This window comes from Glycomyces sp. NPDC050141 (assembly GCF_055586545.1).
The window spans coordinates 54922-77170 of record NZ_JBVJHZ010000014.1 but is presented as its reverse complement, the minus strand read 5'-3'; the positions used below and the strand labels follow the sequence as shown (position 1 = coordinate 77170).

Sequence of the window (22249 nt, the reverse complement as noted above, 5' to 3'; positions counted from 1 at the left end):
TCGATAGGATATATATGATCTACGGATGCGGAGACCCCCGTGAGCAGCGAACACCTCTGGTACATCCCCAACCAGGCCCGCCCCGGGCACCGCGGCGACGACGTCGTCGAGGGCCACAACAGCCTGCAGACCCTGACCGATCAGGCCGAAGCGCTGGAGGCCCACGGCTGGGGCGGCGCGCTGCTCGGCACGAGCTGGGGCAGGCCCGACACGTTCACCGTCGCCACCGCGCTCGCGGCGCGGACCACCACTTTCAAACCGCTCATCGCGATCCGGCCCGGCTACTGGCGCCCGGCGAACTTCGCCTCAGCGGCGGCGACGCTCGACCACCTCACCGGCGGCCGGGTGCTCGTCAACATCGTGTCGGGCCGGGACGGCCAGGCGGCGTACGGCGATACCGAAGGCGCGCAAGCGGACCGGTACGCCCGGACGAAGGAGTTCATCCAGATCGCCAGGCGGCTCTGGACCGAGGACCACGTGACGTACGACGGCGAGTACTTCGGCGTCCAAGACGCGAGCCTCGAACTCAAGCCGGTCGCGGACGGCGAACGCCGCCACCCCCGCCTGTACTTCGGCGGCGCTTCCGAAGCGGCCGAGCGGGTCGCGGCGGCCGAAGCCGACGTGCAGCTGTTCTGGGGCGAACCGCTCGACGGCGTCGCCGAGCGCATCGACAGGCTCAAGCGCCTCAGCGCGGAGCTGGGCCGCGAGCACGCGCCGCTCGAGTTCGGGCTGCGGGTTACGACGCTGGTTCGCGACACCACCGAGCAGGCCTGGGCCGACGCCGAAGCGAAAGTGGCGCAGATGGCGAACGCCGGGAAGACCCCCACCGACCACGACTGGCACAAGGCCACCGGCCAGCGCCGGCTCCTCGACCTGGCCGCGCGCGGCGACGTGCTCGACGACAACCTCTACACCGCCCCGGGCAGAGTGGGCGGCGGCGGCGCGGGCACGACGTGGCTGGTCGGCTCGGCCGAGGACGTCGCGAAGTCGCTGCGCAAGTACGAGGCGCTGGGCGTCAGCCACTTCGTCCTCTCCGACACCCCGTACCTGCCGGAGATCAAGCGCCAGGGCGACCGGCTCCTGCCGCTCCTGCGCGACTGACCCCGGTGATCGGCTCCAGATCGGAGCCGATCACCGCGCTCAGCCTTTCAGCCCCGAGTGGGCGAGGCTCTCGACGAACTGGCGCTGGGCGATCAGGAAGACCGCCAGGACGGGGACGACGGTCATCGTCGCCGCCGCGAGCTGGGTGTTCCACATCTCGCCGCCGTAGGCGTCGGTGAACCTGGTCAGGGCCTGCGGGAGCGTGAACAGCTCCGGCGAGGTCAGGTAGACCGTGGGTTCGAGGTAGAGGTTCCACGAGGCGAGGAACGTCAGGATCGCGACCGCCGACAGCGCGGGCCTGGCCAGCGGGACGCAGATGCGCCACCAGATGCCGAAGCGCCCCAGGCCGTCCAGCCGCGCCGCCTCCTCCAGCTCGACCGGGAGCGCGATGAAGAACTGCCGCATGATGAACGTCGCGAGCACGCACGGCGCGGCGAAGGCGGTCACGAGGATCAGCGGCCAGTGCGTGTTGACCAGCCCGGACTGCTTGAACATCTGGAAGAGCGGCACGATCGTCACCTCGCTCGGCACCAGCAGCCCGATGAGCACCACGATGAACAGCAGGTTCCTGCCGGGGAAGCGGATGCGCGCGAAGGCGTACCCGGCAAGCGCGGAGACCAGCAGCGTGATCACCATGACCGCCAGCGCGATGTAGACGCTGTTGAGGTACTGCCTCGCGAACGGCTGGAAGGTGAACGCCTCGGTGTAGGCCGCGAAGGTGGGCGATTCGCTGAAGAACGACGGCGGCGACGCGAAGATCTCGTTGAGCGGCTTGAAGGACGAGGAGATCATCCACAGTGTCGGTACGACGAAGGGTACCGCCATGACGGTCAGCGCGGCGTAGAGCGCGATCCGTCGCAGGACCGGTCCGGCCCCGGGTCTGAGGTCAGTCCTCATAGAACACCCACTTTCGGCGCATCTGCCATTGCAGGATCGTCAGCACCATCACGAAGGTGAGGAGCATCAGGGCGAGCGTCGAGCCGTACCCGATGTCGTTGAAGCTGAACGCCTGCTGGAAGACGTAGTAGACGAGGACGGTGGTCGAGAGTCCCGGCCCGCCCTCGGTGAGGACCGCGATCTGGGCGAACGACTGGAGCGCGCCGACGATCGTGATGATCGCGGTGAGCAGCAGCGTCGGCGAGATGAGCGGCAGGGTGATCCGGGTGAAGACCCGGCGGCTGGAGGCGCCGTCGAGGCGGGCCGCCTCGTACAGTTCGCCCGGCACGCCCTGGAGCGCGGCGAGGAAGAGCACCATGTTGATGCCGACGCTGCGCACCACCTGGGTGAAGGTCACGGCGATCATCGCGGTCGGGCCGCTCTGGAGCCAGTTCGGACCGTCGACGCCGAGCTGCGCGAGGACCCCGTTCAGGCCGCCGTTGTCCTGCAGGAGGAAGCCCCACACGAGGGTCCAGGCGACCACGGAGACGACGACCGGCGAGAAGAAGAGCGTCCGGAAGAGCGTGACGCCCTTGAAGCGGCGGTTGAGCATGACCGCCAAGGCGAGTCCGAGCGCGATGTTGAGGACGACGACGCCGCCGGAGAAGACCGCGGTCGCGCCGAGCACGCTCGGCAGCTGCGGGTCGTTCAGGGCCGCGGCGTAGTTGTCGCCGCCGACGAACACCGTCTCGCCAGTGAAGAGGTTCCACTGGTTGAGGCTGTACCAGATCGCGAGGCCGACGGGGACCAGGACGAAGACGACGACGCCCAGGAGCTGCGGCGCGATGAACAGGTAGCCGGTGAGCGCGTCGGCGCGCCCGAGGGTCCAGAACGGGCGCCGCCGCGGTGCGGCCCGGCCCCGGAGGGCGTCGGCCGACGCCCTCCGGGTGGTGGTTCGGGTGTCGGTCACGAGCTGCCGGCCAGGAGCGGGTCGATGGCGTCGCAGACCGAGGCGAGCACGGCGGGCACGTCGGCGCCCTCGGTCCACATGGCGTCGAGCGCGGTCTTCGCCTTCTGGGCGATCTCGGCGGGGCCCGTGTGGTTCGGGAGCGTCACCGCGCCGGGGATCTGGTCGACCACGACGTTCTGCAGCTGGTCGGCCGTGAACTTGGTGTTGTTCGCGGCCAGCGCTTCTCCGGTCAGCAGCGACTGGCGCGGCGGCGGGAAGTACTGGGCGAGCTGCGCGGCGTTCTCCGGGTTCGTCAGGTACGCGAGGAAGCCGGTGGCCTCCTCGGCGTGGGCGCTCGACTGGAGCACGCCCATACCGGCCTGGCCGATCACCGAGTAGGAGCCGACCGGCCCCTGCGGGAGCGGGTGGAGGTCGTAGGCGAAGGAGCCGTCGAGGTTGCCGGCGCGCGAGACCTGGGCGACGGCGAAGGCCGCGTCCCCCGCGAAGAAGTCGGCGGTGGTGCCCGGTCCGGGCATCGACTCGTCGGTGAAGGCGGCGTCGTGCAGGAACTGGAAGGCCTCGGCCATCTCGGGGCTGTCGAAGCCGCAGTCCGTGCCGTCCTCGTTCCAGGCGGCGGCGCCGAAGCCGGTCCAGACGGTCGCGAGCGTGTTCCACGAGGAGTAGTTGAAGTCGTTGACCACGAAGCCGCCCTTGCCGGTGGCCTCGTGCACCGCCGCGCCGACCGCCGAGACGTCGTCCCACGCGGGCTCGGCCGGGAGGGTCTGCCCGGCCTCGGCGAGGAGGTCGGTGTTGACGTAGAGGGCGAACGGCGAGTTCGAGAACGGGTAGGCGTAGAGCTCGCCGTCGCGGCTGAACTCGGCGGTCACGCTCGGGACGAGGTCGTCGTAGGCCCACCCTTCGGTGCCTTCGAAGGCGTCGGTGAGCGGGACGAGGGCGCCGGAGTCGATGAGGTCGGCCGACAGGTCGCCCATCCAGGCCAGGTCGGGCGGGTTGCCGCCCGCGATCTGGGTGGTCAGGGTCGTGTTGTACTCCTCGAAGGGCAGGCTCTCGAACGTGATCGACTCGACCTCGGGGTGGTCGGCCAGGTAGGCGTCGGCGATCGTGTCGAAGAGCGCGAGGTGGTCCTCATTGGAGGTCCACACGGTCATCCGGAGCTCGACGTCGCCGTCCTGGGCGGCAGGGCCGCCGCCGCAGCCGGACGCGAGGGCGACCGTGCCCAGTGCGAGGGCACTGACCAGCTTCTTTGCTGTGCGCATGATGTCTTCCTTTAATAGCCGAGGATCTCGGGCCAGTGGATTTCTATGCCGGCCTCGACGAGGGCGGCCTGGAACCGTCGGGTCAGTTCCGGTTTCGAGGCGACGTCGCAGGGGTGCAGCGACCGCTCGAGGCAGAAGGCGGCGAGTTCGCCGGCGGATTCGCCGACGTTCCACTCCACCGGGTGGAGCCGGTAGGCGCCGTTGGTGATGTGCGTGGTGCCGATGTTCTTGGCGGCGGGCAGGAGGTTCCTGGTGGCGACCGGGACGAGCGCACCGAGCGGGATCTCGAAGGGGGCGCACTCGACGTCGATGTAGTTGTCGCCGCCGGTCGAGGGGTGGAGGTCGATGCGGTACATGCCGACGCCCACGGAGTCCTCGAACCGGGCCGGGCCGCCGTGGCCCCGCACCGCCACCGAGACGTCCTGCTCGACGACCGTGCGCATCGCGCGGATGCGCCGGGACTCGCGGATGTACGGGGCCTGCGCGAAGCCGTCGTCGGTGCCGACGACGTCCCCGCGCAGGCGCAGGCCGGGCCACCCGGTACCCCCGTCGGGCCGGGGCGCCTCGGTCTGGAGCCAGTACACGAACGCCCTGGACTGGGCCTTCGCGGCGCGCAGGTGCTCGGCGCGGTCCGGGGTGTCGATGACGGACCCGCCGAGGTAGTCCAGTTGCGGCCAGTTCGCGAGCACGATGTCGCTGTCGAGGCTGCCGGGCAGGAACGTCTCGCGCGCGGCGATGCGGCGGAACACCCACAGGTCCGAGTCGCCCGGGTCTTCGCGGGGGTCCTCGTCGCCGCCCACGGTGGCGAACGGCGGGTTGACGTTGAAGGTGCGCGTCTCCGGCCGCAGGGTGCGCGGGTTGGGCGCGGTGAACGACAGCATGGCGTCGCCCCAGAAGCTCGGGGCGAGCGCACGCCAGTGCCCGTAGTCGTCGGGGCGCTCGATCACGTGGTCGCCTTCGACATGGTCGAACACGAAGCACCAGGCGATGGACTGGACGTTGCCCGGGTCGGCCTCCTCTGGGGCGCTGGGCTCCCCGGTCTCGGACCGGGCCTCCGCGCCGACCACGTACGCGGTTCCGGTGAGCGGCAGCAGGTCGCCGGTCTCCGTCGCGTCGAGCACGAACGCGGCCTCGACCACGGTCTCGTCCCCGGTGCCGGTGTGCCGCAAGGTGACCGAGCGGACGATGCCGTCGACGGTCTCGGCGGCGACGGGCACGTGCGGCTGCAGCACGGTGAGCCGCCCGCTCGACAGGTGCGGCGCGAGCATCCGGGTGAGGACCGCGAGCGCGACGCGCGGTTCGTGGCAGAGGCGGCTGACGCGGCCCCGGCCGGGGTTCAGCTGCGGGTCGCGGCGGGCCGCGTCGGTCAGCGGGTAGGCGTCCCGGTAGTACTGCCGGATGCCTTCGCGCAGTTCGCGGTAGCTGGCGGTGACGCCGAACTGCTCGACCCAGACGTGCTCGTCGGGCGGGACCGCCTGCGAGGTGAGCTGGCCGCCGAGCCACGCGTACTCCTCGCTGAGGACGACGCGGCGGCCGCGCCGCAGGGCCGCGAGCGCGGCCGCGACGCCGCCCAGCCCGCCGCCGACGACCGCGATATCGGTTCGGATGCGGGTCATCGGGCACCGCCCCGGGCGGCGAGGGTGGCGCCGAACTCGACGTCGCCTTGGAGCAGGCGCTGGCGCACGATCCCCTCCTGCTCTTCGGCGGGTGTGGAGATGAGCTGCTGGAGCAGGGCGAGCGCTTCGGCCGCGACCTGCTGGCGGGGGACCTGGAATCCCGAGAGCGCGTGCCCGGCGATGCGGTGGCCGCGCACCTCGCCGAGGGCCGCGAGCGACACCGCTTCTGGAACACCGACACCGGTCTGGGCGAGGACCAGGGCGAGATCTTCGATCAGGAAGGCGTCCTCGGCGAACACGGCGGTCGCGCCGGTCTCGGCGATGAGGCCGGGCAGCCCGGTGAGGTCGTCGCCGACGGGCGCGAGGGTGAAGGCGACCTGCCCCCCGGCGGCGCGGGCGACGGCCGCGAGGCGGTCGCGGGCGGTCGGGCTGTCCCGGTCGCGGTGGACGTAGAGCGCGCGCTCGTGGCCGAGTTCGGCGGCGCGGGCGATGAGGGTCTCGGTGAGGGCGCCGTAGTCGATCCCGACGTAGGGCACCGGGGCGTCGGTCTCGTCGCGGCGGCCGACCGCGACGAACGGGAACGCCTCGTCGACCAGGCGCTCGAGGTCGTCGCCGTCCATCTGCTGGCCGAGGAGGACGCAGCCGTCGGCCAGGCGCAGCCGGGTGCTGCGGTGGAACAGGCGGCGCCGCCCCTCCTCGACCGGGGAGCCGGTGAAGAACAGCAGGTCGCAGCCGAGGTTCTCGGCGGCCCGTTCGATCCCGTTGAGCAGCGGCCCGTAGAAGTCCATGCTCTCGGGGGTCAGGGCCGATTCGTAGGTGAAGACGCCGAGGATCTTGTTGTCGAGCCCCGCGAGGCGGCGCGCGGCGGGGTCGGCGACGTAGGTGGACTGCTCGATGGCGCGGCGCACCCGCTCGCGGGTGGCGTCGGGGATGCGGACGTTGGAGCCGTCCCGGTCGTTGAGCACCATCGAGACCGTCGTCTGGCTGACTCCGGCGATCCGCGCGATCTCGCGCTGCGTCACCTTGCCGGGCTTCCCTGTCATCTGTCGTTTCCCATCGAACTCGATAATGCGCATTAGCAGCGGGTCCTCGGAACGATAATACGGATCATCAAATTCCGCAAGCACCCTTGACACGGCAGTTCGGGGACATGCAGGATGTTCGATGTACCGCTGATAATGCGAATTATCAACTTGGCGGTGTCGACGGCCGCTCCGCCCGGCCCTTCCCCGGCCGCCGCGGAGCCGCCCAACAGCATGGGAGACAGACGATGGCGTCTGACCAGAACACACCCGAGGTGACCCGCCGCGGCCTCCTCGGCGCCACCTTCGCCGCGGGCGTCCTGCTCGTGGCGGAACCGAGCCCGGTCCGGGCCTGGGCCGCCGACGGCGACGTCGTGCTCTCGGCGAGCGGGGTGAGCGTCCTCGCGAGCGTCGGGGGGCGCGTCGCGATCCGCGACGGCCAGGGCACGGTCCGCTCGGCGGGCTCGAAGTTCCAGATCAAGGACGCCGCCGCGGGCATCCAGCTCTCCACGGGCGGCACCCCGTCCCTCACTGCCCTCGCCGACGGGACGCCCGCGATCCGGATGGACTACACGATGCCGGCCGCCGCGGGGGCCGTCGCCGTCTACGGGCTCTTCACCGTCGCCACCGACCACGTGCACCTCGAATGGCACGTCACCGGCCCCGCCACGCTCATCCCCGACGGCTTCCTCTTCAGCCGGGCGATCCAGGCCCCCGCGGAGCCCGACGAGTACGTGGCCGTCACCGAATGGGTCCGCGACCCCGGCGGCGGCATCCCCTTCGAGGACACGGTCGGCGTCGCCCACGCCTCCACCTGGAGCGCCGACCTGCACGGGATGTTCCTGCTGGCCAGGTCGAAGCAGGCGTGGACGAACGCCACCTGGGTGCACGCGCCCGGCACGGCGCAGGCGGACGGGAGCCTCGTCAGCGAGGCGGCGTTCTTCTTCACCTCCCGGCGCCCGGTGGCGGCGGCCTCGATCGGCACGAGTCGCGAACTGGGCGTGGAGATCTGGACCGACCAGCCGTTCAACCTCTGGGAGGCCGCCGGGGCGCCGATGGCGCTCAACGTGCAGGTCGCGAACGGCTCGTCGAACGCGCGCGACGTCGCACTCTCCTGGTGGGCCAAGGACTTCGACGGCGCGGAGCTGGCACGCGCCACCGTGACCGGGACCGTCCCCGCGAAATCCACCTGGGACCACGTCTTCACCGTGGCGGCCCCCGCGCACGGCATCGCCCTCGCCGAGGTCACCGCGGTCTCAGGCGGCGACACGGCGTTCGCCCGCACCAACCTCGCCGTCCTCGCCCCGCACACGTACCGGGCCGGGGCCGAGAGCATGTTCGGGATCGCCAACTACCCGTGGCTCCAGGTGCCTTCGGCCGACGCGCTGCTCGACCTGTGGCAGCAGGTCGGCATCAACCGGGTCCGGATCTCCTACGACGGCGGGCCGGGGCTCCCGCCCTCCGTCTTCGACGCCCGCGGGATGGCGCACAACATCGAGCTGCAGCCGTCGCTCGACGTGACCGACGAGGTCGCGGCCGAGTGGGCCGCGGCCAACGCCGACAAGGCGGCCGCCGCCGGAGCCGACTACTTCGAGGTCGGCAACGAGCTCAACCGCCCCTTCAACACCGGCGACGCGGCGCAGGCGTACATCGACAAGGCACTACGACCGGTGCGCGACCACGTCACCACCACCGGCTCAGGGCTCAAGCTCTTGAACAACGGGCTCGCGGGCATGGACGAGCCGTGGGTCGAGAACTTCATCGCGGGCGGCGGCTGGGACCTCATCGACGGCTTCGCCTACCACCCCGGACGCGGGAACTTCACCCCCGACTACGTTCCCGCCGAAGCGGAATGGGAGGCCGGTGCGCACGGGCTGTACTGGAACTTCCTCGGCGGACTCCGCAGGCTCCAGGCGCTCATGGCCCAGCACGGGCCCAAGGACGTCTGGCTCACCGAGGCGTACGCCTGCACCCGCCCGAACGGCTGGTGGAACGACACCTACCGGCAGGCCGCCGAGAACGTCTTCCTCACCCTCGCGATCGCCAAGGCCGAAGGGATCAAAGGCGTGCTCTGGTACCAGTTCCACGACAGCGTGCTCGGCATGCCGCAAGTCGCGGACCCGGACAACGTGGAGTACCACTTCGGACTCATGAACCGGGACGTGAGCGCCAAGCCCTCGCTCCTGGCCTACGCCAACGCGGCCCGGGCCCTCGACGAGGCGGTGCCCCTGGGCTGGCTCGCGTTCGACGACCCCGAGACCAAGGGCCTGCTGTTCGACACGCCCGCGGGCGAGGCCGCCGTGCTGTGGAACCGCGCGGACGGATACATCCTCAACGCCGACCACGACCCCGCGGGCTGGCACTTCCCGGCACCGGAGGTCTGGGTCGACCACTGGCCGACCAAGACGACGCTGAGCGTCCCGACGGCAGGTGCGACGCTGCGGCAGCTCGACTGCATCGGTCGGCCGAAGACCTTCCAGGCCAAGGCGAAGCGCGCCTCGGTCGTGCTCGACGGCGCGCCGCGACTGTTCATCGGGACCGACCTGGCCTGGGCCCTAGCGGAGGGCCGCGGCCTTCCGGTTGAAGCCCGCCGCCCGGTTCACCGCGAGGACCGCCCAGGCCGCTAGGGCCGGGAGGAACAGGGCGAGGTTCGTGCCGAAGAGCGGCAGCTGCGTGGCGGCGAGGGCGGCCCCGAGGACGGCGAGCCACGCAAGCGGGGCCAGGGGGCGGGTTGCCGCGGCGTGGAGCGCGAGGGTGAGGAGTTCGAGAGGTCTGCCTGAGGCGCCTTGCAGCGCAGCGCAGCAGACCGCGACCCCCGCCAGCGCGACCACTGCTCCCCCGGCGGTGACGGCGAGGAACGCGCCGTCACCGCTGCCGTACAGGGCCGCGTTGTAGGCCAGCAGCAGTTCGATCGCGGCGGTCCCGAGCCAGAGCCAGCGCAGGCGCGTTGCGCCCGTGGCGAAGTCACGCCAGAAGCGGCGGAACAGGCCGCCTTCGTAGCCGCCTGCGGCGATGAAGCCGCGCATCCCGGCGAGGCATGCGTAGACGCCGGGCCCGATCGGGAGGGCCGCGATGGTGCCGAGCCAGATCGCGGCGTGCGAAACGGTGCCGGAGGCCTGGTCGACGATGACCGCCGGGAGTGCGGTGGCCAGGAACAGCGCCGAGACCGCGAAGCACTGGAAGACCGAGAGGAGGACCCGGGCGAGTCTCCCGTCGTAGGAGAGGAGCGCGGTCATCCCTTCACCGCCCCGATCGACATGCCCTTGATGAAGTAGCGCTGGAACGCGGCGAAGAGGATCACCGAGGGCACCGTGGCGACGATCGCGCCGGTGTAGATCAGCTCCCATTGGGAGGCCATGAGCCCGGACATGCGGCTGAGCGCCACGTTGATCGTCCCGGCCGAGGAGGCGTCGAGGAACACCAGCGGGATGAAGAAGTCGTTCCAGAGCCCGAGGGCCTGGATGATGACGAACGCGGAGGTCACGGGCAGGAGCATCGGGAAGACGATGGACCAGAAGGTGCGCAGGCGGCCCGCGCCGTCCATGTTCGCGGCCTCTTCGATCTCGCGCGGCACGCCTTTGATGAAGCTGCAGTACAGGAGCACGCCGAACGCGGCGGACCCGCCGAAGTGGACGAGCATGACGCTGGTGAGGGTCGAGTAGAGGCCGACCTCGTTCATGGAGGTCACGAGCGGGATCATGCGCACCTGGAACGGGATCATGAGCCCGGCGATGAAGAGCAGGTAGATCCAGCGGCCGGTGCGGCCGCCGACCCGTTCGATCCCGTAGGCGGCCATGGGGACCAGGGCCATGAGGATGGCGAGCGTCCCGCCGGTGATGATCAGGGTGTTGAGCAGCGCCTCACCGTACTCGGTGGTCTGGAAGAGGGTCACGTAGTTGCCGAAGTCGAGCGAGGTCGGCAGGCCCATCGGGTCCTTGGTGATGTCCGCGTAGCTGCGGAAGGAGTTGAGGAGCGCGTACAGCACGGGGAAGGACACGGCGAGGACCAGACCTGAGAGGACGGCCATGACGACGACCTCGCCGGGCTTCAGACGGCGCTTGGTTTTCGAGGTGGTCACGCCTGGATCTCCCTGCTGCGCATGTAGCGGTTGGCGATCACCGTGGTCGCCATGACCACGATGAACAGGACGACGGCGGCGGCGCTGCCGTACCCGGCGCGGTACTCGCCGAAGCCGACCTTGTAGATGAAGAACGCCATGGTCTCGGAGATGAACCCGGGCCCGCCGAGGGTGAGGACCATGATCTGGTCGAAGATCGTCCACCCGGCGATCATCATGAGGGTCATGTTGACGGTGACGGCCCCGGCGAGCATCGGCCAGGTGACGTAGCGGAACACCTGGGCGCGCGAGGCGCCGTCGATGCGGGCGGCTTCGACCAGCTCCTGCGGCACCGACTGGAGGTTCGCGAGGTAGATCAGGGTCGTGTTGCCGCCCAGGGTGAAGCAGATGATGAAGAGCAGGACGCCGATGACGATGTCGTGGTCGCCGAGCCAGTCGCGGGTCTGCGCGTCCAGGCCGAGGCTCTTGAGCGTCGAGTTGACGGCGCCGAAGTTGAAGTTGAGCACGTACTTCCAGATGGTGGCGGCGATGAAGCCGCTGACCAGGGCCGGGAGGTACACGATGGTGCGGAAGAGGCCCTGGGCGTGGTCGAGCTTGTCGAGCATCATCGCGACGGCGAGGGCGATCACGTTGACGATGACGGCGGAGCCGAGGCCGAGGATGAGGGTGTTCTTGACGGCGTTCCAGAACCGCCCGCCGGTGAGGATGTCCTCGTAGTTGCGCAGGCCCACGTACTGGAAGGTGTCGCTGATGCCGTCCCAGTTCGTGAAGCTCAACTGGATCGACTGCAGCGAGGGCACGATCATCATGAGCGCGTACAGGATCGCGGCGGGCGCGATGAACAGGAGCATCGCGAGGCGCTGCCGGTCGAAGCGGGCCCGGCGGCGGCCCGGCGCGGGCCGGGCGGCGGGCGGGGGCTCGGCCGGGGGCGCTTTGACGAGCACTTGCTGGTCGGTCACGGGAGTCCTCTCTGGCGGTTCGGGCGGCGCCCCGGGGTGGGCGCCGCCGAAAGGTTCGTCAGCCTTCGGCCATGTTCTTCTCGAACTCGCCCTGGGACTTCTCGATGAACTCGTCGATGGTGATCTGGTCGTCCATCATCTCGATCCGGCTCTGGCGGAAGAAGGTCTGGAACGTGGAGTGGTTGGGGTTCGTCGGCTCGTTCTCGTACCAGGAGAGCTTGGGGTTCTCCAGGAGCCCGAAGTAGTCGGCGGCGCCGGGGATGCTGGAGTTGCGGGTGACCTCGGCGGCGGCCTTGATGTTCGGGGAGACGACGCCCGTGGCCTCCATGAGGTCGCACGCGGCCACGGAGTAGTAGAACTCGAGGAACTCGACGGCGGCGTCGTACTCCTTGCCGTTCTCCTCGGCCTGCTTGGAGATCGCGATGCCGGAGGCGGTGTCGCCGTTGACGGAGTTCTTGAGGACGTGGAGGGTGCCGTCGTCGGCGGGGATCACGAACAGCCCGGCGTTGAACTCGGGGTCCACTTTGGCGATGTCGTTGAGGCGCCCGAGCCCGGCGGATGAGGTCGCCATGATCGCCTGGCCGTTGATGATGAGCGTGGAGGTCTGGGCGTCCTGCGTGGACTGCCAGCCTTCGAGGGCGTAGGTGTCGGTGATGGTCTTCAAGCGGTCCATGGGGTCGCGCAGGTCGGCGATGGTCGCCTCCCCGGCCTCGACGGCGTTCCAGAAGCCGCCGCCCTCGCTGTACTCGGCGAACGTGGGCGCGGCGAGGGGCTTCCAGATCTGGTCGGAGGGCCAGATCTCGGCGGCGGCCATGGCGAGCGGGACGTCGCCGTTGGCCTTGATCGCGTCCATGAGGGCGATGAACTCGGCGTAGGTGGTGGGCACGGCGAGGCCGTTGGCCTCGAAGTAGTCCTTGTCGTAGACGATGTTGAACCCGATCTCGCCGTTGAGGGCGGTGCTCGGGACGATGTAGACGCTGCCGTCCTCGGCGGGCGAGTACACCTCGTCGCTGAGGAGCGCGGTGACGCTCTCGGGGATCGGCGCGATCTTCCCGGCCTCCATGTAGGTGAGGGTGTCGCGCATGTCGACCAGGGCCGGCCAGTTGCCGGTGGCGTCGACGGTCTTCAGGGCGGTCGCGTAGTCGGCGCCGGAGGGCAGGGGCTCGGGCTCGACCACGACCGTGTCGCTCTGGGCGTTGAACGCGTCGGTGACGGCCGCGACGACCTCGTTCCAGGTGGCGTCGCCGGTGGCGTACAGGAACCGGATGAGGGTCTTGCCGCCGCCGTCGCCTCCGGCCGAGGGGCCGCACGCGGCGAGCGCCGGGGCCGCGACGGCGGCGGCCGCCCCGGCCTTGACGACCGTGCGGCGCGAGAGGTTGCTCATGGGATCTCCTTCAGGGGGGCGAGCGAGTGGGCCGCTCGCATAGAAACCGGATTCTGTGAGACTAGGTGAGCGCTGTCACGAGCGCAAGCCGAGTTTGCCGAATCGTTACACGCGGAGGTCGAAGCAGTTGCGGAAGGCCATGAAACAGCAGGTAAACCGCATTCTTCGGAGCGGTAGCCGCCACCCTCGGTACGGGCTCGACAAATCAATCGGGCTCCCTTAGAGTAGAAATCGATTTCTACATGAACCGTTCGGAGGACCCTTCCCGTGGCCGATCTGCCCAAGGCGCTGTTCGCGATGGACCCCGTGTTCCTGCCGCAGCTCTTCCCCGAGCCGCTCCTGCGCCGGCTCGGCGCCGTGCTCGACATCGACCCCGGCACGGTCGCCCGGAGCTTCGACGGCGCCGACCTCGCCGAGGTAGAGGTGATCGTCTCCGGCTGGGGCTCACCGGCACTCGACGCGCCGGTCCTCGACCGCGCGCCGAAGCTGCGGGCCGTCCTCCACGCCGCCGGGTCGGTCAAGGGCCACGTCGGCACGGCCGTGTGGGACCGGGGCGTCGAGGTCGCCTCGGCGGCGGGCGCGAACGCGCTACCCGTGGCCGAGTACACGCTCGCGGCGATCCTCCTGGCGGGCAAGGGGATCTTCAACCTCCGCGAGCGGTTCCGGGCCGAGCGGTCCTTCGAGCTCGGCTACATCCACCCCGAGGTCGGCAACTTCGGCCTCCGTGTGGGCCTCATCGGGGCCTCCGCGATCGGGCGGCGCGTCGCCGAACTGCTGCGGCCCTTCGACATCGAAGTGCTGCTCGCCGACCCGTACGTGACCGAAGCGGAAGCGGCCGCGCTCGGCGCGCGCCTGGTCGACCTCGACCACCTCGTCACGCAGGCCCGCGTCGTCAGCGTCCACGCCCCCGACCTGCCCGAGACGCGGCACCTCATCAACGCCGAGCGCCTCGCCGCGATGAAGGACGGCACCGTCCTGGTGAACACCTCGCGCGGGCGCCTGGTCGACACCGACGCGCTCGTCGCCGAGCTGCGCACCGGGCGCCTCTCGGCCGTCCTCGACGTCACGCACCCCGAACCGCCGCAGCGCGAATCGGCCCTGTACGACCTGCCGAACGTGTTCCTGACCCCGCACGTGGCGGGCTCGCAGGGCAACGAGCTGGCCCGCATGGGACTGTGCATCGTGGAGGAAGCCGAACGGCTCGCGGCCGGGCTGCCCCTGGTCAACCGGGTCGACCCCGAACTCCTCGGCAGGCGGGCGTGAGCACCCCCTAGCCTTGTGAACGGTCCGGAAACGAAAGGGGCACCAGGTGCGCGATTCTTCAGGCGGCAGGCGGCCCACCGTCAAGGACGTCGCGGCCGCCGCGGGCGTCTCGGCCCCCACGGTCTCCCGCGTCCTCGCCGGGAACTACCCGGTCGCCCCGGCCACGCGCGCGAAGGTGCTGCGGGCCATGAAGGACCTCGACTACGTCGTCAACGCGCACGCCCGGGGCCTGGCGGGCGCGACGACCAAGACCATCGCGTTCGTCGTCGACGACGTGACCGGCCCGTTCTACGCCTACATCGCGCGCGGCGTCGAGCAGCAGGCCGCTTCTGAAGGGCGCCTGTGCCTCCTGTGCACCACGCACGGCGACCCCGAGCGCGAGTTCGCCGTCGTCGAGCTCATGCGCGAGCAGCGCGCCGAGGCCGTGATCCTCGTCGGCGGGGCCTGGGACAACGAGGTCTACAAGGAGCGCATGGCGTACTTCGCGAAGGCGCTCGACAAGTCCGGCTCGCACCTGGTCCTGTGCGGGCGCCCCTCGCTCGGCGAAGGCGTCCCGGCGCTGAACGTCCAGTACGACAACGTGGGCGGCTCGTACGGGATGACCGCGCACCTGCTCTCGGCCGGGCACCGGACGATCTGCTACCTCGGGCGCGAAATCGGGCTCTCCACTTCGGACGAACGGATCGAGGGGTTCCGCCGCGCGCACGCCGAGCACGGCGTCGAACTCGACGAGACGCTGATCCTGCCGGGCAGGTTCCAGATCGACACCGGCTACGAGCTCACGAAGCGGCTCCTGGCCGAACGCAGCGACGTGACCGCGATCTTCGCAGGCACCGACATGGTCGCCATCGGCGTCCTGAAAGCCCTGCGGGAGAAGGGCGTCCGCGTCCCCGAGGACATGTCCGTGGTCGGCTTCGACGACATCCCGATCTCGGCCGAACTCACCCCGGCGCTCACCACCGTGCACGTCCCCCACGAGCAGCTGGGCCGCGAGGCGGTGCGTCTCGCCTTGCGCGCCGGCGAAGGCGCCTCGGCCGACCGGGTCGTCCTCGGCACCCACATCGTCGTCCGCGACTCGGTCGCCCCGCCGCGCCGTCAGCGGTCGTAGGCGAGGCGGGCCTGGCGCGGCACCGGGCCGAAATCCCCGCGCTGGAAGTCCTGGAAAGCCTGCTGGATCTCGGCGCGGCTGTTCATCACGAACGGCCCGCCGAACGCGACCGGCTCGTGCAGCGGCGTACCGCTGTAGACGAGGACGCGCGCCGGGTCGTCAGCGTCGGGAGCGGCGAGGTTGAGGCTCGACTCGATGCCGGGCACGGGCTCTGACCAGCCGGTCTGGCCCGCTTCCAGCTCTCGCCCGCCGACGAGGACGCGGCCGCTCACGACGTGCGCGAACAGCCGGTGCTCGGCGGGCACCGCGAGGTCGTATGCGGCGAGCGGATCGAGGTGGGCGAGGACGCCCTGCACCGGCTGGTGCGTGTCGGCCCCGCCGGTGACGCCATCGACGTGGCCCGCGTGCACCTCGAGCACGACGCCCGGGAGGCTGACCCGCCGCATCGACTCGCGGGTGAGGTCCTGGTAGCGCGAGTCCGTCATCTTCTTGGCGCGCGGCAGGTTCAGCCACAGCTGGAAGGTGTGCGCGTGCTCGTTCTTATAGGCGAGCTCGCGGTGGACGATGCCCTTCCCTGCGGTCATCCACTGCACCTCGCCGGGCTCGAGCGCCCCGGCGTTGCCGAGGTTGTCGCCGTGTTCGAGGACGCCGTCGACCACGAGGGTCACGGTCTCCAGGCCCCGGTGCGGGTGCCACTCGAAACCGGGGCTGGAGAACCAGTCCTCGGCCATGATCAGGAACGGGTCGGTCAGCGCGGGGTCGTTGGGCGCGAAGGCGAGCGCCTTGTCGTCGACCTGCGAGTCCGGGCCGAGCATCTGCCGGGTCTCCACTCGGTTCAGGGTCCGCTGGTGCGGCTTCGCGGCGTCCACGGTCCGCCCTCCGTTCGTTCGACTCCCCCAAACATACATGATACCTCATCTTATTGGCATCATTCGAGGTCAGAGGGGCCTCCGGTGCTTATCTGAGGGCGTCGGCAGTCAGCTGCTCCACGACGTGCTCGGCGATCGCCATGGAGGAGGTCGCGGCGGGCGAGGGGGCGTTGCGGACGGCGGTGACGGGGCCGAGGCGGTGGATGCGGAAGTCGTCGACGAGGCCGCCGTCCCGGTCGAGGGCCTGGGCCCGGACGCCGGAGCCGTCGCGCGCGACGTCCTCGATGCCGATCGACGGGAAGTACCGCTGCGACTCTTTCATATAGGCGCGCATGGAGACCGAGCCGTAGACCTCGTGGGCGCCCATGCGCCAGTGCTTCGCGGCCATCCGCCAGGCCCCGGGCCAGGCGGCGAGCCGGGCGAGGTGGGCGGGGCTGAGGTCGCGCCAGCGGTAGCCTTCGGCGGCGAGGGCGAGCACGGCGTTCGGGCCGATCTCCACGGTCCCGTCGATGCGGCGCGTGAAGTGGACGCCGAGGAACGGGTAGCCGGGTTCGGGGATCGGGTAGACGAGGCCTTTGAGCTGGGCGGCCTTGTCGTTGACGACGCGCAGGTACTCGCCCCGGAAGGGGACGATGCGGGGGCCGGGCTCGTCCCCGGCGAGCTTGGCGACGCGGTCGGCCTGGAGCCCGGCGCAGAGGACGAGGTGGTCGACGGTGACACGGGCTTCGCCGGAGGCGACGCGCACGCGGTCGCCTTCGGGTTCGATGCCGTCGACCGGGAAGTTCAGGCGTACTTCGCCTCCGGCGGCCTCGACCTCGGCGGCGAAGGCGCGGGCGACGGCCGCGTAGTCGGTGATGGCGCTGCCCGGGGAGTGGATCGCGCCGAGGCCGGCCGCGTGCGGCTCGATCTCGCGCAGCTCCTCGGGGCCGACGCGGCGCAGGCCGAGGACGCCGTTGGCGACGGCGCGGCCGAAGAGCGCGTCCATGCGCGGCACCTCGTCCTCGCGGACGGCGACGACGAGCTTCCCGCACTCCACATAGGGCAGATCGTGCTCGGTGCAGTACTCCTTGAGGAGGGCCACTCCCCTGGTGCAGAGGCGGGCCTTCAGGCTGCCCGGGACGTAGTAGATCCCGGCGTGCACGACCCCGGAGTTGTGGCTGGTCTGGTGGGCCGCCACGCGGTTCTCCTTCTCGAACACCACGATCCGGGCCCCGGGGCGGCGCCGCGTCAGCTCGCGGGCGACCGCCAGCCCCACGATCCCCGCGCCGACTACGCCGATCACGTCTTCAGCCATGATGGACCTCCCCCACTCGCCACCGGAATGCCCGGATAACGGCCTCTGCAAACGTCGTCAGCCGGTGGCGGCCGACAGGATGAGCAGCCCGGCGCCGACTCCCGAGACCACAAGGGTCGCGAGCTCGAACTGCTTCTGGTTCACGCGGTGCACCACGGCGCGGCCGATCACCACGCCGACCGCGATAGCCGGTACGAGGATCACGGCCAGCAGCAGCGAATGCCACGAGATCAGGCCGAGCCCGACGCTGAACGGGACCTTGAACAGGTTGACCGCGAAGAAGAACCAGGCCATCGTGCCCAGGAATCGCAGCTTCGGGAAGCCCGAGAGCATCAGGTACAGGACCATGACCGGGCCCGCCGCGTTGGCCATCATCGTGGTCGCGCCCGCGGCGATCCCGGCCCCGGCGGCGGCGCTCCGGCGGGCGAGGCCGCTCGGGGCCTTCGGCTCTTCGGCCTTGGTCCGCATCCGGTTCCAGACCTGCAGGGCGAGCATCGCCAGGAGGATGACGCCGATGAGCAGCCGCATGAGCGTGTCGTCGACGAAGAAGAGCACGCCCGCGCCCGCCACGGTCCCGACCACGACCCAGGGCGCGAGCCGCCCGAGCACGCGCCATTCGACGTGGCGCGAGTAGAAGCGGATCGCGAACAGGTCGGCGAGGATGAGCACCGGCAGCAGCGCGCCCGTGGACTCCTTCGCGGGGAGCACCGTGGCGAACAGCAGGATCGGCAGCGAGCCGATGCCGCTGATGCCGGTCTTGGCGAAGCCGACCAGCGCCGCCGCGAGGGCCAGCATGGCCCAGGCGGCGGCATCGTCTGGCAGCGCGGTCATGCGCGCAGGCGCCCGTCCACGCGCTGCGGGACCCCGGCGCCGTCGCGCAGTTCCGCCGGGAGCACGGACTCCGGCGCGTTCTGCCACGTCATCGGGCGCAGGAAGCGGCGGATCGCGGTGGCGCCCACCGAGGTGTGGAGGGTGTTCGTCGAGGGCCAGGGGCCGCCGTGGTGCTGCGCCCAGGAGACGAGCACGCCCGTGGGGAACTGGTCGAAGACGATTCGGCCCGCGAGCGGGCTGACGAGTGCGACGAGCGCGTCGAGCTCCGGGTCGTCCTCACCGATGTGGAGGGTCGCGGCGAGCGAGGCCGGGAGGACGGCGAGCGCGGCGCGCAGTTCGGCGGCGTCGCCGTAGCGGACGGCGATCGCGCTGGGGCCGAAGCACTCTTCGGCGACGGCGGGCGTGAACTTGGCAGCGTCCACTTCGAGCAGTCGCGGGCTGCCGAAGAAGCCCCCTTCCGGTGCGGCAGTGCCGGTGGCGAGTTCCCGCACGCCCGGCGCGGCCGTGTAGGACGCGGTGATCGCCTGGTAGGACTCGGCGATGCGGGCGTTCAGGAGCGGCTGCGCCGCGCTCTCGGCGATGAGGGCCGCGGCCGCGCCGAGGAGCTTGTCGCCGCCGGTGCCCTTGGGCACGAGGACGATGCCGGGCTTGGTGCACAGCTGCCCGCCCGAGCCGGTGATCGAGGTGACGAGGCCGCTCGCGATCGCTTCGGGCCTTTCGGAAGCCGCCGCTGCGGAGACGATGAGCGGGTTGACGCTCGCGAGTTCACCGTAGAACGGGATGGGCTCGGGGCGGCCGTTGATGATGTCGAGCAGGGCCCGACCGCCGGTGAGCGAACCGGTGAAGCCGACGGCTTTCACGTGCGGGTCGGCGACGAGGGCCGCGCCCGCCTCGGTGCCGAAGACGATGCCGATGGTGCCTTCGGGCGCTTCGACATCATTGCAGGCCTGGACGATGGCCTCATAGGACAGCTGCGAGAGTCCCACGTGGGAGTCGTGCGCTTTGACGACGACCGGGTTCCCGGCGGCGAGGGCCGAGACGGTGTCGCCGCCGGGGACGGAGAAGGCGAGCGGGAAGTTGGAGGCGCCGAAGACGGCGACGGGCCCGAGCGGCACGAGGAGGCGGCGCAGGTCGGGGCCGGGACCCATCGGGGTGTCGGCGGCGTGGTCGATCGTCGCTTCGAGGTAGCCGCCGTCCTCGATGACGCCCGCGAAGAACTCGGCCTGGTAGGCGGTGCGGGTGAGTTCGCCGTTGAGGCGGGCCTCGGGAAGCCCGGTCTCCTTCTGGCCCAAGGCGACGATGGCCTCGCGGCGCTCTTCGAGGCGGGAGGCGACCGCGCGCAGGAGGCGCGCGCGGAAGACGCGGCCGCGCCGGTCGAGTTCGGGTGCGGCGGCCGCAGCTGCGGCGGCGAGGCGGCGGACCTCGTCGATCGAAGTGGGTTCGGCGGTGGAGACGGTAGTGCCGGTGCGCGGGTCGGTGCTGGTGATGGTCATGTGGGTTTCCTTGCGGGTTAGGCGGTCTGCTGCTTCGTCCGGTCGCTGTGGCCGAGGCGGCGGGAGAGGGCGGCGGCGGTCTCGGCGACGAGCGGCCCGAACGGGTCCCGCGCGGCGTCCATGCGGGCGGTCGGCCCGGCGATGCTGATGGCGGCCGTGACAGCGCCGCTCTGGTCGAACACGGGCGCGCCGAAGCAGGTGCTGCCCGCGTCGAACTCGCCGTGCTCCTCGGTCCAGCCGCGCTTGCGGGCCTCGCCCACCGCTTCGCGGAGGCTGGCGCGGTCGGTCACGGTGGCTTTCGTGAAGAGCTGCATGGGGAGTCGTTCGATGGTCTCCTCGCAGCGGTCGGGCGCGAGCCCGGCGAGGTAGGCCTTGCCGACGGAGGTGGCGTGCAGGGGCCGCCGCGCCCCGAGTTCGGAGCGGACGTGCACGGACTGGTGGCCGATCTCGCGGAAGACGAAGACCATCTCGTCGCCGCTGTAGACGCCGAGGCTCACGGTCTCACCGGTGCGTTTCGCGAGGTCGCGCAGCATCGGCGGGGCCACGGTGAGCACGTCCATGTTCTGTACGGCCGCCATCGCCATCCTCGCGGCGGCCGGGCCGAGCCGCCACTGGCCGTCGGCGAGGGTCAGGTACTCGGCGGCCTGGAGGCGTTCGACGAGACGGTACACGGCGCTGCGGCTGACGCCGACGGCCTCGACGAGTTCGCCCGTGGTCGCCTTGCCGCGCATGGTGATGACTTCGAGGATCTCGAGCGCCCGGTCGAGCGCGCCCTTCGGTCCCCCGTCGGCGCGCGGTGTCACGCAGTGCCCTCGAACTGTGCAGAGCCGAACCGTTCGGAGGCCTCGGTCCACGCGCGGGCCTGCTCGCTGAGGCTGAAGCCGAGGCCGGGGCGGCCCGGGACGATCATGCGGCCGTCCTTGATCTCCAGGCGCTCGTTGAACAGCGGCTCCAGCCACTCGAAGTGCTCGACCCACGGCTCGTGCTCGTAGGCGGCCGAGAGGTGGAGGTGGATCTCCATCGCGAAGTGGGGGGCCATGCGCACGCGGGCGTGCTCGCCGAGCGACATGATCTTGAGGAACGGGGTGATGCCGCCGACGCGGGGCGCGTCAGGCTGGATGAAGTCGACGCTGCGGTGGCGGATGAGGTCGGCGTGCTCGGCGACGCTCGTGAGCATCTCGCCGGTGGCGATCGGGGTGGCGAGTTCGCGGGCGAGGTCGGCGTGGCCTTCGGCGTCGTAGGCGTCGAGGGGCTCTTCGATCCAGGTCAGTTCGAACTCTTCGAGCTTGCGGCCCATGCGGATCGCGGTGCTGCGGTCCCACTGCTGGTTGGCGTCGACCATGAGCGGGAACTCCTCGCCCAGGTGCTCGCGGACGGCGGCGACGCGGCGCAGGTCGATGCGGGTGTCGGGCTGGCCGACCTTGATCTTGATGCCGCCGATGCCGCTCGCGATCGCGGCCGAAGTGTTGTCCAGGACCTCCTCGATCGACGAGGACAGGAACCCGCCGGAGGTGTTGTAGCAGGCCACGGAGTCGCGGTGGGCGCCGAGGAGTTTCGCGAGCGGCAGCCCGGCGCGCTTGGCCTTGAGGTCCCACAGCGCGATGTCGAACGCGGCGATGGCCTGAGTGGAGAGACCGGAGCGGCCGACCGAGGCGCCGGACCACACGAGCTTCGTCCAGATCCGCTGGATGTCGTTGGGGTCCTCGCCGATCAGGTCGGGGGCGATCTCGCGGGCGTGCGCGAACTGGCCCTTGCCGCCGGCGCGCTTGGAGTAGCTGTAGCCGACGCCTTCGAGGCCGGACTCGGTGGTGATCTCGGCGAAGAGGAACGCGATCTCGGTCATCGGCTTCTGTCGGCCGGTGAGGACCTTCGCGTCGCTGATGGCGGTCTTCAGCGGAAGGATCGCGTGCGAGATCCGCACTCCCGCGATCCGGTCGACGCTCGCTTCGCCCCGTTGCAGGGCGCTGAAGTGGCGTTCGTTGACAGCGCTGGTCTCGGTGGCGCTGGTGCGGTCGAGGAACGTGGACTCGCTCGGCATGTCGGCTCGCTTTCCATTGCAGGACAGTCCCATTCATTGGGAATTCATATCGATGAATGGGACGTGACGAGCTTAGGCCAGCCGCCGCGCC

Annotated in this window: 19 protein-coding genes; 4 read left to right on the top strand and 15 right to left on the bottom strand. The window is 70.6% G+C overall.

Annotated elements, in window-relative coordinates; genetic code table 11:
• Positions 1–39: 39 nt before the first annotated feature.
• Positions 40–1101, top strand: coding sequence for an LLM class flavin-dependent oxidoreductase (locus ACZ60M_RS11095; RefSeq protein WP_465417009.1), 1062 nt, complete (start codon positions 40–42; stop codon positions 1099–1101).
• A gap of 39 nt (positions 1102–1140) precedes the next feature.
• Here ACZ60M_RS11095 and ACZ60M_RS11090 read toward each other — a convergent pair whose 3' ends face one another.
• From ACZ60M_RS11090 to ACZ60M_RS11070, 5 genes are read right to left on the bottom strand one after another with little or no spacing between them, the layout of a single operon-like run.
• Entirely contained in the window at positions 1141–1998 is an 858-nt protein-coding gene (locus tag ACZ60M_RS11090) for a carbohydrate ABC transporter permease (protein ID WP_465417007.1), read from the bottom strand.
• On the bottom strand, positions 1988–2947 hold the full coding sequence (locus ACZ60M_RS11085; RefSeq protein WP_465417006.1) for a carbohydrate ABC transporter permease: 960 nt from the start codon (positions 2945–2947) through the stop codon (positions 1988–1990). Before ACZ60M_RS11085 ends, ACZ60M_RS11090 begins: the two co-directional genes overlap by 11 nt.
• Positions 2944–4203, bottom strand: coding sequence for an ABC transporter substrate-binding protein (locus tag ACZ60M_RS11080; RefSeq protein WP_465417004.1), 1260 nt, complete (start codon positions 4201–4203; stop codon positions 2944–2946). The genes ACZ60M_RS11085 and ACZ60M_RS11080 overlap by 4 nt, the downstream gene beginning before the upstream one ends.
• Positions 4204–4214: 11 nt before the next feature.
• Entirely contained in the window at positions 4215–5819 is a 1605-nt protein-coding gene (locus ACZ60M_RS11075) for an FAD-dependent oxidoreductase (protein WP_465417002.1), read from the bottom strand.
• Positions 5816–6862 (bottom strand): LacI family DNA-binding transcriptional regulator, encoded by a 1047-nt coding sequence (locus ACZ60M_RS11070; RefSeq protein ID WP_465417000.1) that lies wholly within the window; start codon positions 6860–6862, stop codon positions 5816–5818. Before ACZ60M_RS11070 ends, ACZ60M_RS11075 begins: the two co-directional genes overlap by 4 nt.
• A 227-nt stretch (positions 6863–7089) precedes the next feature.
• Here ACZ60M_RS11070 and ACZ60M_RS11065 point away from each other — a divergent pair, with 227 nt between their 5' ends.
• On the top strand, positions 7090–9468 hold the full coding sequence (locus ACZ60M_RS11065) for a hypothetical protein (protein ID WP_465416998.1): 2379 nt from the start codon (positions 7090–7092) through the stop codon (positions 9466–9468).
• Here the strand turns inward: ACZ60M_RS11065 and ACZ60M_RS11060 are convergent.
• The 4 genes from ACZ60M_RS11060 to ACZ60M_RS11045 are packed head-to-tail and all read right to left on the bottom strand — an operon-like array spanning position 9397 to position 13262.
• Complete coding sequence (locus tag ACZ60M_RS11060) at positions 9397–10077, bottom strand: hypothetical protein (RefSeq protein WP_465416997.1); 681 nt, start codon at positions 10075–10077, stop codon at positions 9397–9399. The two genes, ACZ60M_RS11065 and ACZ60M_RS11060, sit on opposite strands and share 72 nt — an antisense overlap.
• The gene (locus ACZ60M_RS11055) at positions 10074–10919 is read right to left on the bottom strand and encodes a carbohydrate ABC transporter permease (RefSeq protein ID WP_465416995.1); all 846 of its coding nucleotides are present in this window, start codon (positions 10917–10919) and stop codon (positions 10074–10076) included. Before ACZ60M_RS11055 ends, ACZ60M_RS11060 begins: the two co-directional genes overlap by 4 nt.
• Positions 10916–11878 (bottom strand): carbohydrate ABC transporter permease, encoded by a 963-nt coding sequence (locus ACZ60M_RS11050; protein WP_465416993.1) that lies wholly within the window; start codon positions 11876–11878, stop codon positions 10916–10918. Before ACZ60M_RS11050 ends, ACZ60M_RS11055 begins: the two co-directional genes overlap by 4 nt.
• 58 nt (positions 11879–11936) lie before the next feature.
• Positions 11937–13262, bottom strand: a complete 1326-nt coding sequence (locus tag ACZ60M_RS11045) for an ABC transporter substrate-binding protein (RefSeq protein WP_465416991.1) — start codon at positions 13260–13262, stop codon at positions 11937–11939.
• 267 nt (positions 13263–13529) lie between these two features.
• On the opposite strand from ACZ60M_RS11045, the gene ACZ60M_RS11040 reads away from it, so the two are divergent.
• Positions 13530–14525 (top strand): hydroxyacid dehydrogenase, encoded by a 996-nt coding sequence (locus ACZ60M_RS11040; RefSeq protein ID WP_465416989.1) that lies wholly within the window; start codon positions 13530–13532, stop codon positions 14523–14525.
• Positions 14526–14571: 46 nt separating this feature from the next.
• Positions 14572–15633, top strand: coding sequence for a LacI family DNA-binding transcriptional regulator (locus tag ACZ60M_RS11035; RefSeq protein WP_465416988.1), 1062 nt, complete (start codon positions 14572–14574; stop codon positions 15631–15633).
• Here the strand turns inward: ACZ60M_RS11035 and ACZ60M_RS11030 are convergent.
• From ACZ60M_RS11030 to ACZ60M_RS11005, 6 genes are all read right to left on the bottom strand, one after another.
• Positions 15621–16502, bottom strand: a complete 882-nt coding sequence (locus ACZ60M_RS11030) for a pirin family protein (protein ID WP_465416986.1) — start codon at positions 16500–16502, stop codon at positions 15621–15623. The two genes, ACZ60M_RS11035 and ACZ60M_RS11030, sit on opposite strands and share 13 nt — an antisense overlap.
• A gap of 88 nt (positions 16503–16590) precedes the next feature.
• Positions 16591–17796 (bottom strand): L-2-hydroxyglutarate oxidase, encoded by a 1206-nt coding sequence (gene lhgO, locus ACZ60M_RS11025; RefSeq protein ID WP_465416984.1) that lies wholly within the window; start codon positions 17794–17796, stop codon positions 16591–16593.
• Between the two features lie 57 nt (positions 17797–17853).
• Positions 17854–18627, bottom strand: a complete 774-nt coding sequence (locus ACZ60M_RS11020; protein ID WP_465416982.1) for a sulfite exporter TauE/SafE family protein — start codon at positions 18625–18627, stop codon at positions 17854–17856.
• Positions 18624–20120 carry an aldehyde dehydrogenase (NADP(+)) gene (locus tag ACZ60M_RS11015; RefSeq protein WP_465416980.1) on the bottom strand — a complete coding sequence of 499 codons (1497 nt, stop codon included), beginning with the start codon at positions 20118–20120 and terminating at the stop codon, positions 18624–18626. Before ACZ60M_RS11015 ends, ACZ60M_RS11020 begins: the two co-directional genes overlap by 4 nt.
• Positions 20121–20137: 17 nt before the next feature.
• Complete coding sequence (locus ACZ60M_RS11010; RefSeq protein ID WP_465416978.1) at positions 20138–20923, bottom strand: IclR family transcriptional regulator; 786 nt, start codon at positions 20921–20923, stop codon at positions 20138–20140.
• Positions 20920–22158, bottom strand: a complete 1239-nt coding sequence (locus ACZ60M_RS11005) for an L-talarate/galactarate dehydratase (RefSeq protein WP_465416976.1) — start codon at positions 22156–22158, stop codon at positions 20920–20922. The genes ACZ60M_RS11010 and ACZ60M_RS11005 overlap by 4 nt, the downstream gene beginning before the upstream one ends.
• Positions 22159–22249 lie beyond the last annotated feature (91 nt).